Genomic DNA, 13,856 nt, shown 5'->3' on the forward strand with positions numbered 1-13,856 from the left:
GGAGGCGACCCGTCAGTCGAGCACGTCGGCGCCCTGGAGGCCCTTCGCGTTCCACTGATCCCACGTCGCCATGAGCTGATCGATGGCGGCGTGGAAGCGTGCCGTCGCCACCCCGGGCGTTGTGTCGCCGAAGTAGTGGGTCACCCAGTGGCGCAGTCGCGCTGACGCCTCGGGGTCGGCCTGGACGCGCTCGACCTCGGCCACGATGTCCGCCGCGCCCTCGACCGTCAGCCACTCGCAGGCGCCGAGGTAGCCGCCCTCGTCGATCTGCGCGCGCTCGTCGGCGGGGCGGGTGATGAGGATCGGCTTGCCGGCGGCCAGACGGTCGTAGACCATCGCCGAGATGTCGACGATCGCGACGTCGGCGACCGCCAGCTGCCACCCGAGCTCGGGGCCGTCGTCGTAGACGTGGTGCGCCCCCGGGTCGGCGGCGTTCGCGGCGGCGATGGCGGCGATGATCCGCTGGTTGGCGGCACCGAAATCGTGGTCGACGACGCCGCTGCGGGGGTGCGGTCGGTAGATGACGCGGTGGCGACCCGTGGCGAGCAGCCCCTCGACGATGGCCTCGCCGTGGCTCCGCACCGACCCGTAGAGCGCCGCGGGGCGGTCGCCCTCCCACGTGGGCGCGTAGAGCACGACGGTGCGGTCGTCGGGGGTGTAGGGCAGGGCACCGGAGTAGTGGTCGGCCTGCGGCCGGCCGATCTCGATCGTGCGGCGGTCGAGATCGTAGTCCCACAGCGTGCGGCTGAGGCGGTCGCGCGCGGCCTGACCGGCGATCAGCGCGTAGTCGTACGCCTTGTACTGGTTCGTGGTCATGTACATCTTGTCGGACTCGCCGTGGTTGATGAACACGTGCCAGCGCTCGCCGTAGCGGAACATCTGGAAGTTGCGGGTGTTCTGGTTCACGTACAGGACGATCCGGATGTCCTGCTGACCCAGGAACCTCTCGATGTCGCCGACGGTCGGCACGAACGCGACGGGGAGCTCGCCGTCCTTCAGGATGGCGGCGGCGCCGGTGGCGGCACGCGACATGATGACCACCGGGTGCGTCTGCGCGAGCTCGGCGAGCGGCCGGTACCACTGGCGCACCTGGTACATGTTCACGTCGCCGTCGGCGAAGTACACGGCGATCCGGAACTCGCCCTCGGGGAGCGGCCCGCGGGCCTTGAGCGCGTGCTTCACGCTGAGCTTGGCCTGCCGTGAGACGACCGCCTTCCGGATGAGCGCTGCGGCCTTCCTGACGTCTCGAGCAGCTCTTCTGACGTCCTTCGCAATACCCATCGTTCCAGCCTAACCAGGGGCCTTCCGGGCACCCCGTGACATGATCGACGAATGCGTAACGATCCCGCCGAGAAGGCCCACCGTGCCCTCCCGCGGGAGGCGTCCCCGCGGGAGGCGCCGGAGGTGTCGCCGGGCGCGGGGGTGTCGTTCGTCATGCCCGTGCTCAACGAGCGCACCTACCTGCGCCGCGCCGTCGAGACGGTGCTCGAGCAGGAGGTGGACGGCCCCGTCGAGGTCGTCCTCGCCCTCGGCCCCTCCAGCGACGGCACCACCGAGCTCGCGCGCGAGCTCGCCGCGGAGGACGCCCGGATCGTGCTGGTCGACAACCCGGCGGCCGACATCCCCGTCGGACTGAACGCGGCCATCCGCGCCAGCTCGCACCCCACGATCGTGCGTGTCGACGCGCATTCCGAGCTCGCGCCCGGCTACACCGAGCGGGCCGTGGCGACCCTGGCCCGCACCCGCGCCGGCAACGTCGGCGGGGTGATGCGCGCCGACGGCCGCACCCCCTTCCAGCGCGCCGTGGCCCGCGCGTACAACTCGCGGATCGGCCTGGGCGGCGGCGCGTACCACGGCGGTGAGCGCGAGGGCGAGGCCGAGTCGGCCTACCTCGGCGTGATGCGCCGGGCGGTGATCGAGGAGGTCGGCCTCTTCGACGAGTCGATCCGTCGCGGCGAGGACTGGGAGCTGAACCTCCGGATCCGGGGGGCGGGCTACCGCGTCTGGTTCGATCCCACGCTGTCGGTGACGTACTGGCCGCGCGAGAGCTGGACGCGCCTGGCGCGGCAGTTCTTCGCCACCGGAACCTGGCGCGGGGAGCTCGTGCGGCGCTACGGCCTGAGCAACTCGCTGCGCTTCTTCGCTCCCCCCGCACTGGTGCTCGCCGCGGTGCTCGCGGTGGTCGTCGGCGTGCTCCAGCTGGCGGTGCTCGGACCCATCGGCCTGTGGGCCGTGATCGCGTACGGCCCGGTGATCGCCTACGCCGTGCTGATCCTCGCGGTGAGCATCGGGCCCGGCGGCGGCCGAGGCCCGCGCGACAAGCTCTGGACGCTCGCGGTGCTGCCGACCATGCACCTGTCCTGGGGGTCGGGCTTCCTCGTCGGGCTCGCGCGCGGCGCGCGCAACACCGTCGACACCTCGCGCCTCGATGGGCGCAACACCCCGCTGCCGTAGCGGGCGGTGCGCTCAGCGCGCGAGCAGCCCCTGATCGAGGATCCGCGCGACCACGCGCTCGGAGGCCCGGCCGTCGTCTCGCGCGTTGAAGCGGCCGGTCCACGCGGCGTACCGGTCGGCGTATGCGGCCGGATCGCCCGCGAGCGCCGCGACCAGGTCGGCCTGCGTCGACACCAGCGGACCCGGCGCGTGCGCGGCGAGGTCGAAGTAGAACCCCCGCAGCTCGCCGCGGTAGTGGTCCATGTCGGGCACGAGGAAGTACATCGGCTTGCCGGTCACGCCGTAGTCGAACATGACGGACGAGTAGTCGGTGACCAGGGCGTCCGCGGCCAGCAGGAGCGGCGACGTGTCGGGGTAGCCGGTGACATCGATCACCCGCGCCCCCTCGGCATCCTGCCCGGGGATGAGGGTGCGCGAGTGCCCGCGGACGAGGACGACCGATCCGGTCTCCGCGGCCAGGGACGCGGGGTCGAGGAAGTCGACGATCTCCTGACGGTCGTCGCGCCATGTGGGGGCGTACAGCACAACGTGCTCGCCCGGGGCGATGCCGAGCTCGGCGCGGACGGCGGCGGCGTCGCCCGTCGTCAGCACGTCGTTGCGCGGGTATCCCTCCACCCAGACCGGGCGACCGAGGAACGCGTACGCCTTGCGGAGGATCCGGGCGGCGTAGGGGTTCTGCGCGAGCAGGACATCCCACCGGCGCGACTCCTTGACGACCGCCCCGATGCGCCGGGGGTCGAAGCCGGGGCGGTGCAGCGCGAGGCGCTTCAGCGGCGTGCCGTGCCAGGTCTGCAGCACCTTCTGGCCCCGCCGCGCCACGTACCGGCGCCGCAGCCAGTCGTTCACCACCAGCAGCCGCGCCGCGCTCCGGGCCCGCCACCACTCGGGGCTCCCCTCGACGACCGCGATCGCCCCCTCGGGCACACGCACCGACAGGTCGACCACGCTCCAGTACCGGATCACCCCGGGGGCGACCCGCGCGATCTCACGGTCGAGGGCCAGCGGGTTGCAGCCCGCCACCCGCCCGTAGAAGCTCTCGAGGAACACGGCGTTCTCGAGCGGCGCGCCGTGATCGGCGTATCGGCGCTCGAGCGCCGCCTGGGCGTCGTCGCTGTCGTACACCGGATCGACCGGAGGACCGACCTCGAGCCGGTCGCCGCGCAGCTGGGCGCGCAGCGCGGGAAGCAGCGTCAGCGGCAGCGCGGCGTCGACCGAGACCCCCTCGATGCGGACGCGGTACTCGCCCGAGGGCAGCGGCAGCTCGGGGCCGCCCCACCGGGCGGCACGCAGCGGCAGGCGCACGGTCCACGTCTTCCCGCCGCCGGTGATCCGGCCCGTCGTCTGCGCCCTGCGGCCCGTGAGGGTCGCGGCGGCGGGGCGAGCGCCCACGCCGGCGAGCACCAGCTGCGCGGTGTCGGGCTCGAATCGGGCCGCGGTCAGGGAGGAGATCGCGTCGGGGGTCATCGATTCGCCTTCTGTCGGTCGGGTTCGGCGAGGCGCGCGGAGATCGCCTCGTACACACGCTCGGCGCTGCGTCCGTCGCGGAACGCGTGCACCCGGTCGCTGACGCGGCGCGCCCGCTCGGTGCGTCGCGCCGCGACCTCCGTGTCACCCAGCAGCGCATCCAGCTGCGGCAGCAGCTCGCCCCAGCTGGTGGCGATGTCCTCGCCCGCGACGTCGCCGTAGGCGCCGTAGAACCCGCGGCGCCGCGCGTACGCGGCGACATCGGGCGCGAGGAAGAGCACCGGCAGCGGGACGAGCGCCGTGTCATAGGCGAGTGACGAGTAGTCGGTGATGAGCGCGTCGAGACCGGGAAGCGCCGCGGTCACATCACCCCGCACGTCCGCGCCGAAGGCGCGCACTCGGGCCACGCCCGCGGGCGGCGTGTACTCCCCCTCGCCCAGCCGATGCGAGCGCACCAGCATGATGGCGTCGCGGCGCTCGAGCACCTCGTCGATGGCACGCCAGTCGGCCTCGGACGGCACGGCGGGGTCGGCGTCGCCGTCGCGCCAGGTCGGCGCGTAGAGGACCAGCCGCGCCTGCACCGGCAGGTCCGGGATCACACCGGCCATCAGGGCGCGGGCGTCGCGTCGCCGCTGCTCGGGCGTGCCGCGCGAGAGCACGTCGACACGCGGCTCGCCGGTCACCACGATCCGGTCCTCGGGCAGCCCGAATGCGGTCTCCAGGCGCCCCCGCACCAGGTGCGACGCGGCGGGGAGGATGTCGATCCGGCGGTTCGAGAGGCGGTAGAGCACGCCGAGGAGGCGGCTCACGAGCGACTCGGCGAACGGCACGGGGCTACGCAGCGTCTCGGGGGCGTCGAGGCCGATGCGCTTGAGCGGGATGCCGTGCCAGAGCTGGGCGAGGATCACCGGGCCGCTCAGCGCGTAGGGGTTGACGTCGCCCAGGCCGTACGCGACGACGATCACCCCGGCGCGAGCCGTGGCCCAGAACCCTGCGAGGGACGACTTGCGCACCGTGGGGATCCCGAGCGATGCGGCCGTGCGCGCCTCGCCGGCGTCGTCGGTCAGCCAGACCGCGTCGCGGCCGTGCGCGCGGGCGACCCGCGACACCTCGAGCGGGCCGTCGCCGATCCCCGCGCCGCAGCCGAACACCCACCGGTCCGTGCGCGGCACGACGAACGTGGCGAGGCGCCCGAGCGCATACAGCGGCAGCCGGGCGATCTTCCGCGCATTGCCCGCGCGGAACGAGAAGGAGGCCACCCCGTCAGCCTAGACGGGGTGGCCTCCCTGGGCCGGTCGGGCCGGCCTTACGGCGTGAGCGTGCCGAGCGTGACGTCGACGTCGCGGCTCTTGCCGTCGCGGACGAAGGTCACGGTCGCGTCGCTGCCGCCGGCGACCGCGCGCACCTGCGCGGTGAGGTCGGTGGCGTTGCTGATCGGGACGCCGTTGAACGCGGTGACGATGTCCCCCGCCTCGAGGCCGGCGGCCTCGGCCGCGCCGCCGTCGCTGACCTCGGCGATCAGCGCACCGGCCACGGTGGCGTCCTCATCCACCATCGACGGCTGCACGCTCGCCCCGAGGAGACCGTGGGTGGCCTCGCCCTCGGACTTCAGCTCGTCGCTGATGCGCTGGACGATGTTGGAGGGGATCGCGAAGCCGACGCCGATCGAGCCGGAGTCCTCGCTGCCGCCGGACGAGGCGATCGCGACGTTGATGCCGATCAGCCGGCCCTTCGCGTCGACCAGCGCGCCGCCCGAGTTGCCGTGGTTGATGGCGGCGTCGGTCTGGATCACCGCGATCGAGATCGACTGGCTCGGCGTGCTCTGCTGCTCGGGCTGACCGTTGTCGAACCGGAACGGCCCGTTCTGGTCGTCGGGCGCGGGCTGGGTCTCGTCGCCCGAGTCGGGCGCGGCCGAGGACGCGATCTGGATGCTGCGGTTGAGTGCGCTGACGATGCCGGTGGTGACGGTGTTCGACAGACCCAGCGGGGCGCCGACCGCGGCGGTCGTGTCGCCGACATTGAGCTTCGACGAGTCGGCGAACTCGATCGGCGTGAGGCCCGAGGCGTCCTCGAGCTTGATCACGGCCAGGTCGTAGATCGGATCGGTGCCCACGACCTCGGCGCGGTAGATGCGGCCGTCGGACGTGGTCACGCGGATCTGCGGGTCGGCCGTGGCCCCGCCGAGCGTGACGACGTGGGTGTTGGTGACGACGTAGCCGTCCTCGCTGATGATGGCGCCGGATCCGCTGCCGGCCTCGCTCTCGCCGCTCACGTCGATGGTCACCACGCTCGGCAGCACCTCGGTGGCGACGGCGGTGGCCTCATTGACCGAGCCCGGGTTGTTCACCGTGATGTTGGAGGGGCCCGAGACGGCGCTCGGGCTGCCGGCACCGCCGGCCAGCTGGTCCTGCAGGGCCGATCCGCCGGCACCCGCGGCGCCGCCGACCAGGGCCGCGGCGACAAGCAGCGCGGCGACCTTCCCGGCGCCGCGCTTGCGGGGCGCCTTCTCGGCGGTGGGCGCGGCCACGCGGTAGTCATGGGGCAGCGGCTGGGTCGCATTCTGGTGCGCGGCCTGACCGAACGACTGGCCGGCGTATGCGTGCGGGCCCGGCGCCGTGAAGGGCGAGTGACCCTGCTCCTGCGAGGTGTGCGGTGCCGCGTAGGGCGGCATCGGCGGGCGCGGCGGGATGTTCATCCCGTCCGGTGCGCGGTAGTCGTGCGCCGGCGGCTGCGGGACCTGTCCGTGTGCCTGCTGCGCGTTGTCGTCCTGCGGGGGCGTGTTCTCGGAACGCTCGGTGTTCATCGCTGCTCCTTCTTCCAAAGCTCTTACAGCGTCGCTCCGGATTCTTTGCACTTCCTATGACGACGGTAAGCCCGGATTGTGACTTGCGGCCGGATCGGCGCACATCGTCGCCGGTAGCCTGACGGGATGCATGACACTCCCGGCGGATGGCGCCGTACCGCAGCGGGCGCCGGGCTTCTTCGCGCCGACGGATCCGTCGCGAGCACCATCTTCGCAGAGATGACCGCGCTGGCGATGCGCACCGGAGCCATCAACCTGGGCCAGGGCTTCCCCGACGAGGACGGGCCCGCCGAGGTGCTGGAGGCCGCGCGCGAGGCGATCTCGGCCGGGGTGAACCAGTACCCCCCGGGTCTCGGCATCCTCGATCTGCGCGAGGCGATCTGCGAGCACCAGCGGCGCTTCTACGGGCTCGACGTCGACCCCGGGACGCAGACCGTCGTGACCACCGGCGCCACCGAGGCGCTGGCGGCAGCTCTTCTCGGGCTTGTGGACGGGCCCGACGACGAGGTGGTCGTCTTCGAGCCGTACTACGACTCGTACGCGGCGTGCGTCGCCCTGTCCGGCGCGACCCTGCGCACCGTCCCGCTGCGCTTCCCCGACTTCCAGCCCGACCTCGATGAGCTCGCGGCGGCCGTGAGCGACCGCACCCGGGTGATCCTGCTCAACAACCCGCACAACCCCACGGGGGCCGTCTTCGAGCGCGCCGTGCTCGACGAGATCATCCGCCTCGCGCACGCGCACAACGCGATCATCCTGTCGGACGAGGTGTACGAGCACCTCACCTTCGGCGTCCCGCACACCCCCGTGGCCGCGCTGCCCGGCGGGTGGGAGCGCACGCTCACCATCTCGTCCGGAGGCAAGACCTTCCGCACCACGGGGTGGAAGATCGGCTGGATCACCGGCCCGGCCGAGCTGGTCACCGCCGCCCTGACCGTGAAGCAGTTCCTCACCTATGTCAGCGGGGCGCCGTTCCAGCCCGCCATCGCCGCCGGCCTCCGCCTTCCGGATGCGTTCTTCACGGGGATCGCCGACGAGATGCGCCGCAAGAAGGACATGCTCGGTGCCGGCCTGCGCGCCGCGGGGCTCGCGGTGTCCGAGCCGCGCGGCTCGTACTTCACCGTCGCGGACGCGGCCAGCCTCGGGGCCGCCGACGCCGACGAGTTCTGCCGCGGGCCGCTGGCCGAGGCGGGGGTGGTGGCGATCCCGATCACCGCGTTCGTCTCCCCCGCGCGCCGCGACGAGTACCGCACCCTGGTGCGCTTCGCCGCCTGCAAGCGCGTCGAGGTCCTCGACGAGGCCGTCGCGCGCCTGGCGACGCTGGCGGGCTGACTCACTGGCGGGCTGACTCAGCGCGGAACGACGCGGTAGCGCCGCAGCTGCAGCGCGGGGTTGACCCGGCGCACGTCGGCGATGACCTGGGGGTCGACCCACCCGACGGCCACGTCGGTGGCGGTGCCGATCTGCGCGATGGCGACCCCGAGCGGGTCCAGCAGCGCCGAGTGGCCGACGCCGAGCGTCGGCGGGTGATCGGCGGCCGCCACGTACATCGTGTTCTCGATGGCGCGCGCGGCGAGCAGGGTCGCCCAGGCGTGCTCCTTGAGCGGCCCACGCACCCATTCGGCGGGCACGAGCGCCACATCCGCGCCCGCGTCGGCGAGTGTCCGCGCGACCTCGGGGAAGCGCAGGTCGTAGCAGGTCATCAGCCCGAACCGCAGGCCGCCGACGTCGAATGTCTGAGGAGCCTGCACCCGGCCCGGCTCGACCCAGTCCGACTCCCGCTGCCCGAAGGCGTCGTAGAGGTGCTGCTTGCGGTAGGTCGCCAGAACGCCCGATCCGTCGACCGCGACGACCGTGTTGCGCACGCGCGCGCCGTCGTCGGCCCGCTCCAGCAGGCCGGCGACGAGGTGGACGCCGAGCTCCCCGGCGAGCGCGACGAGGGATGCGACGAACGGCCCGTCGAGATCCTCGGCATTGTCGGCGAGGGTCGCATCGAACGGATCCGTGAAGTAGCTCGAGTACTCGGGGAACACCACCACCGACGCGCCGCGCGCGACCGCGCGCCGGGCGAGCTCGGCGATCGTGTGCCGATTCGCGGACGCGTCGGCGACCGGAGCGAACTGCGCGACGCCGACGCCGACGCCGACGCCGACCACCGATCCCCCCGTCATGCGCGGGCCTCCCCGCGGCGGTTCTTCAGCACCTGGGGCACGACGAGCCAGAGCAGGACCACGAACACCGACAGCAGGCCGCCCGCGATCCATGCGCCGATCCCGTTCACCACCACGTCGAAGATGAACCCCACGACCCCGACCAGCAGCAGCGACACGATCGCGAGCGCGAACAGCAGCGCCCCGTGGCCGAAGGCCACCACCGTGCCCTTGGCCCCGGCCCCGAACAGCGCGCGATGCAGCGCGACGGGAGCCAGCGCGAGCACCGCGCTCACGGCCGACAGCACCACGAGCACGAGGTAGTAGACCCGCTGCCCCTCGGTGAGGTCGTGGAAGGCGGGCTGGAACGCCAGCGCCAGCAGGAAGCCCGTCAGGATCTGGGTGCCGGTCTGCAGGACCCGCAGCTCCTGGAGCACCTCGTTCCAGTTGCGGTCATAGCGCTCGGCCGTCGTCTCGTCGCGCAGCCCGTCGCGGGGATTCTGACCGGTCATGTGCCTATCCTCCCGCCGCCGAGGCGGGCCGGGCAAACCCGACGGCTGGTCATGAGGGGCGAAGCGGCGCGCAGCGCCTCGCGGACAGAAGTAGAGCCCGGGTCCGAAGCATCGCGCGGGTGGCGTGGTTCGGATCCGGGCTGCGGATCGCGGGCTCCCCCTGGAGGCGCGATCCCGACGGCTTGTGACCGGCACGGCGTCGACCCCCCGGTCGACGTGGTGCCCCTTCAGACTGTCACCGGAGGGCGCGAGACCCCAGGGGCAGAGGTGCCCATGCCCCGGCCCCGGCTCGGGGCCGGGCGAGCGGGTCAGCGTCCGAGCTTCGCGCCCCTTCAGCCTGCTGGTCAAGGCGGTGTTCATCGACGGCGTGCCCTCGGCCCGATGGCTCGCCGGGTTCGTCGACGCCGCGCCCCGGCGGGTCCGGCATCGGCGGGAGGCGTGATGGCTGGGCGGCGGCAGACGCCGCGGTCGCCGTGAACGAGATCCCGGCAGCTCACGCCGCAGGCACGGGCGAGAATGGACGACGATGAACGACGACCGCCAGCTCCGCGCCGACCGGCTGAAGGAGCGCATCTACGTCACCTTCGCCGCGCTCGCCGTCACCGTCACCCTGCTCGCGCACGGGCACGTCGCCCCCGGCGAGGCCATGATCACCCTCACAGTGACGGTTCTCGGCACGCTGTTCGCCGTGTTCACGTCCGACGTGATCTCGCATCTCGTGGTGCACGAGCGGCTGCTCACGCGCGAGGAGCTGCGTCACGCCACGGCGACGACGTTCAGCGCGATCGGCGCGGTGGTGCTGCCCATGATCTTCCTCGTCGTGGCCGCTTTCGACGTCTGGAGCACCGAGTCGGCGCTCACCGCCGGGGCCGCTGCGCTGCTGCTGGCGCTCGTCGGCATCGGCTACCTCGCGGCCCGCCGCGTGCGCCTGATCTGGTGGCAGCGCCTCCTCGTGCTCGGGGCCGAGGCCGCCCTCGGCCTGCTGGTCATCGTGCTCCAGCTCGCCGCCCACGGGTGACGACGGGACATACCACGACCGCGGGATCCCTGTCAGCGATTGGGGAGATCTCGGGAGCGCTTGTAGGGTCCGGGGTGTGACGCCCCTGACAGGAGACGACGCATGACGAGGCCCCTTCCGTTCGACATCGCACCGTGGAGCATCGGGCTCAGCGGCATCGGCCTGAGGAGCCTGGCGCACCGGGAATCGGTCTTCGCGCTCTCCAACGGGCACCTCGGCTGGCGCGGAAACCTCGACGAGGGCGAACCCCACAGCACCCCCGGGAGCTACCTCAACGGGTTCTTCGAGGAGCATCCGATGCCCTACGCCGAGGACGGGTACGGCTATCCCGACTCGGGGCAGAGCGTGATCAACGTCCCGGACGGCAAGATCCTGCGCCTGTTCGTCGACGACGATCCTTTCGACGTGCGGCGAGGGCGGGTGATCCGCCACGAGCAGCGCCTCGACTTCCGGGCCGGCACGCTGCACCGCGAGGTGGAATGGACCTCGCCCGCCGGGCGGACCGTCACCGTGACCTCCACGCGCCTGGTCTCGCTGAGCCACCGCTCGATCGCGGCGGTGCGCTACGTCGTGCGCGCGGCCGACGGGCCGCTTGTGGCGACCGTGCAGTCCGAGCTGCTCGCGAACGAGCCGCTGACCGAGGTGCACCCGGATCCGCGCGTCAAGGACGCTCTCGCCGCTCCCCTGGAGGGCATCAGGCACCACGAGCTCGGCACCCGGGCGACCCTCGTGCACCGCACCCGGCGCAGCGGCCTGGGCGTCGCCGTCACGATGGACCACGTCGTCCGCGGCTCGGGCGCGCACACCCCGGCGGTGACCACCGAGGTCTCGGCCGACCTCGCGCGCACAACGATCCGAGCGCGTCTCGACGCGGGAGACCACCTCGAGATCACCAAGTTCGTCGGGCATGAGTGGTCGGACTCCCCCGAACCGGATGCGCTGCGCGACCGCGCCGAGGCGGCGGTGATCGAGGCGCTCGAGGCGGGCTGGGACGGGCTGGTCGACGATCAGCGCCAGCGACTGGACGACTACTGGGCGTGCAGCGACGTGGTCGTCGAGGGCGAGCCGCGCCTGCAGCAGGCCGTGCGCTTCGCGCTCTTCCACGTCTTCCAGGCGGCGGCGCGTGCCGAGCTGCGCTCGATCCCGGGGAAGGGCCTGACGGGCGCGGGGTACCAGGGCCACACGTTCTGGGACTCGGAGACCTTCGTGCTGCCGGTGCTGACGTCCACCGCACCGGCGAGCGCCGAGCAGGCCCTCCGGTGGCGGCACGCGACCCTGGATCATGCCCGCGAGCGCGCCGAGCGACTGGGCCTGCGGGGCGCCGTCTTCGCGTGGCGCACCGTGGACGGGCGCGAGAGCTCGGGCTACTGGCCGGCCAGCATGATCGCGTTCCACCTCGGGGCCGACATAGCGGCCGCCGTGAGGGGGTACGTGCGCGCCACGGGAGACGACGCCTTCGAGCGGGAGGCGGGGCTCGAGATCCTCGTCGAGACCGCGCGGATGTGGGTGTCGCTCGGGCGCTGGGACGAGGCCGGGCGCTTCCACCTCGACGGCGTCACGGGCCCGGACGAGTACTCGGCGATGGTCGACGACAACGTCTACACGAACCTCGCGGCGAGGGCGAACCTCGAGGGCGCCGCGGAGGCCGCGGGCCGGCACCCCGACGTGGCGGGGTCGCTCGGGGTCACGCCCAACGAGATCGACGAGTGGGAGCGCACCGCGGCCGGCATCGCCGTCCCGTTCGACGCCGCGCTCGGCGTCCATCCCCAATCCGCCGGGTTCACCGAGCGCGAGCGGTGGGACTTCGCGGCGACGGATCCGTCGGAGTATCCCCTGCAGGAGCACTTCCCCTACTTCGACCTGTACCGCAAGCAGGTCGTGAAGCAGGCAGACCTCGTGCTGGCGCTGTACGTCGCTCACGAGGCGTTCACCCTCGAGGAGAAGGCGCGCGCGTTCGCCTACTACGAACCCCTCACGGTGCGCGACTCATCCCTGTCCGCGGGCGTGCAGGCGGTGATCGCGGCGGAGGTCGGGCAGATCGAGCTCGCCGCCGACTACCTCGCCGAGGCGGCGACGCTCGACCTCGACGATCTGCAGGGCGACACCGCCGACGGCCTCCACATCGCGTCGCTGGCCAGCCTCTGGATCGCCCTCACCGCGGGCTTCGGCGGGATGCGCCACGGCGCAGCCGGGCTGCGGTTCGCGCCGCGGCTGCCCCCGCAGCTCACGCGGGTGAGCTTCGGGATCCGGGTGGCCGGGCGCACCCTGCATCTCGACATCACACCGGAGGCCACGGAGTATCGCCTGGCGTCGGGTCCGGATCTCGCGGTGCACCATTTCGACCGGCCGCTTGTGCTGCGCGCCGGCGTCGCCTCCGTGGCGCCCACGCCCCCGGCCGACCCGGCCGGCCCCCGGCCGACGCAGCCCCCTGGCCGCGCGCCCCGCGCGTTCGCGGAGGCCTTCGGCGACTGAGGGCCACCGCGCTCAGCCGGGCGGCCGGTCGGCCGGGCCGCGGGTCAGCGCCCGAACAGGTCGTCGAGCCTCGGCAGCTCGAACCCGCTGGCGAGGTCTCCGAGCCCGCTCCCGGCCTCGGCGACCTGGTCGCCGAGGCCCTGGACGTACTCCCCGGCCTCCGGGACGAGGCCACCGGCGCCCTCCGCGATGGCCTGCACACCGATGCCCTCGGCGATCGCGTCGAAGTCGATCCCCGCCGTGAGGGCCTGACCGAGCAGATCCGATCCGATGCCCGTCACGATCGCGCCGCCCGCGACCGCACCGAGCACTCCACCGCCGACGAGCGCGGCACCCCCCAGGGCACTCCGCCCGCCGCGTCCCCCGGCGCGGGCGAGCAGGCCGCGGAGGCGCCCCGGCTCGGCGGCCTCGGTCCGCGCCGCGGCGCGGGCGAGGTCCGGAGCGGACGACGTGTGCGGGCGCTCGTGCGCGGGAAGCTCCGCGCGCATGCCCGCCGCGATCTGTTCGCGCTGGTCGGGCGTGAGCCGGGCGAACGCCTCGCGATGCACCTGCTCGACCTGGTCGGGCCGTGCGGTCTGCAGCAGATAGTCGTAGCGCGCGATGGCGGCGCGGTCCGCCGCGGTGCCGGAGGACGCCGGCGACGCGGCGCGTCCGGCCGACGGAGCCGGCGGCGGGACAAGCGGGTCGCGTGCGGCCTCGCGCCCCGCCGGGGCCTGCGTGGATGCTCCTCCCGCGCGCTCGTCGCCCAGAAGAGAGTCGACGGCGCCGCGCGCCCGTGACATCCAGTCGGACTGCCCGGGGGCGCCGCCGCGTGACTCAGAAGCCGACGAGGACGAGGACGCGGACGCGGACGAAGAGTCCATGGCCTGCTTGGCGAGCTTGATGAACGAGTTGAGTCTGCTCATGAGATCCCTCGGGAGAGTCGGCGCAGCCGACAGCCGCCAAAGTCTCCTTCACCCCGCAGGAAGCGGAGCCGGCGGCCCGGG

11 protein-coding genes are annotated in these 13,856 nt (G+C 73.0%); 4 read left to right on the top strand and 7 right to left on the bottom strand.

Features of this window, described 5'->3' with window-relative positions; genetic code table 11:
• Positions 1-12 precede the first annotated feature (12 nt).
• Positions 13-1,281, bottom strand: coding sequence for a CDP-glycerol glycerophosphotransferase family protein (locus tag ACOKGD_RS09075; RefSeq protein ID WP_342334503.1), 1,269 nt, complete (start codon positions 1,279-1,281; stop codon positions 13-15).
• Between the two features lie 153 nt (positions 1,282-1,434).
• Here ACOKGD_RS09075 and ACOKGD_RS09080 point away from each other — a divergent pair, with 153 nt between their 5' ends.
• Positions 1,435-2,454: a glycosyltransferase family 2 protein gene (locus ACOKGD_RS09080; RefSeq protein ID WP_342335501.1), complete on the top strand. Its 1,020-nt coding sequence runs from the start codon at positions 1,435-1,437 to the stop codon at positions 2,452-2,454.
• A gap of 12 nt (positions 2,455-2,466) precedes the next feature.
• Here the strand turns inward: ACOKGD_RS09080 and ACOKGD_RS09085 are convergent, their stop codons facing one another.
• Genes ACOKGD_RS09085 through ACOKGD_RS09095 form a run of 3 tightly spaced genes read right to left on the bottom strand, consistent with a single transcriptional unit; the run spans position 2,467 to position 6,721 of the window.
• Positions 2,467-3,894 carry a CDP-glycerol glycerophosphotransferase family protein gene (locus ACOKGD_RS09085; RefSeq protein ID WP_421355121.1) on the bottom strand — a complete coding sequence of 476 codons (1,428 nt, stop codon included), beginning with the start codon at positions 3,892-3,894 and terminating at the stop codon, positions 2,467-2,469.
• A 20-nt stretch (positions 3,895-3,914) separates the two neighbouring features.
• Entirely contained in the window at positions 3,915-5,177 is a 1,263-nt protein-coding gene (locus ACOKGD_RS09090) for a CDP-glycerol glycerophosphotransferase family protein (RefSeq protein ID WP_342334501.1), read from the bottom strand.
• 47 nt (positions 5,178-5,224) lie between these two features.
• Positions 5,225-6,721, bottom strand: coding sequence for a S1C family serine protease (locus tag ACOKGD_RS09095; protein WP_342334500.1), 1,497 nt, complete (start codon positions 6,719-6,721; stop codon positions 5,225-5,227).
• A 126-nt stretch (positions 6,722-6,847) separates the two neighbouring features.
• Here ACOKGD_RS09095 and ACOKGD_RS09100 point away from each other — a divergent pair, with 126 nt between their 5' ends.
• Complete coding sequence (locus tag ACOKGD_RS09100) at positions 6,848-8,050, top strand: aminotransferase class I/II-fold pyridoxal phosphate-dependent enzyme (protein ID WP_342334499.1); 1,203 nt, start codon at positions 6,848-6,850, stop codon at positions 8,048-8,050.
• Between the two features lie 17 nt (positions 8,051-8,067).
• On the opposite strand, the gene ACOKGD_RS09105 is transcribed toward ACOKGD_RS09100, so the two are convergent.
• On the bottom strand, positions 8,068-8,889 hold the full coding sequence (locus ACOKGD_RS09105; RefSeq protein ID WP_342334498.1) for a carbon-nitrogen hydrolase family protein: 822 nt from the start codon (positions 8,887-8,889) through the stop codon (positions 8,068-8,070).
• A complete protein-coding gene (locus ACOKGD_RS09110) occupies positions 8,886-9,380 on the bottom strand; it encodes a DUF6328 family protein (RefSeq protein ID WP_342334497.1) in 495 nt (164 codons plus the stop codon). The genes ACOKGD_RS09105 and ACOKGD_RS09110 overlap by 4 nt, the downstream gene beginning before the upstream one ends.
• Before the next feature lie 526 nt (positions 9,381-9,906).
• Here ACOKGD_RS09110 and ACOKGD_RS09115 point away from each other — a divergent pair.
• Positions 9,907-10,398: a hypothetical protein gene (locus ACOKGD_RS09115; RefSeq protein ID WP_342334496.1), complete on the top strand. Its 492-nt coding sequence runs from the start codon at positions 9,907-9,909 to the stop codon at positions 10,396-10,398.
• A 102-nt stretch (positions 10,399-10,500) separates the two neighbouring features.
• Entirely contained in the window at positions 10,501-12,870 is a 2,370-nt protein-coding gene (locus ACOKGD_RS09120; RefSeq protein ID WP_342334495.1) for a glycoside hydrolase family 65 protein, read from the top strand.
• A gap of 44 nt (positions 12,871-12,914) precedes the next feature.
• Here ACOKGD_RS09120 and ACOKGD_RS09125 read toward each other — a convergent pair whose 3' ends face one another.
• Positions 12,915-13,775, bottom strand: coding sequence for a cation-transporting ATPase (locus ACOKGD_RS09125; protein WP_342334494.1), 861 nt, complete (start codon positions 13,773-13,775; stop codon positions 12,915-12,917).
• Positions 13,776-13,856: the final 81 nt, after the last annotated feature.

Origin of the sequence: Microbacterium phosphatis (assembly GCF_049177115.1) — a bacterium.
GTDB lineage: Bacteria > Actinomycetota > Actinomycetes > Actinomycetales > Microbacteriaceae > Microbacterium > Microbacterium phosphatis.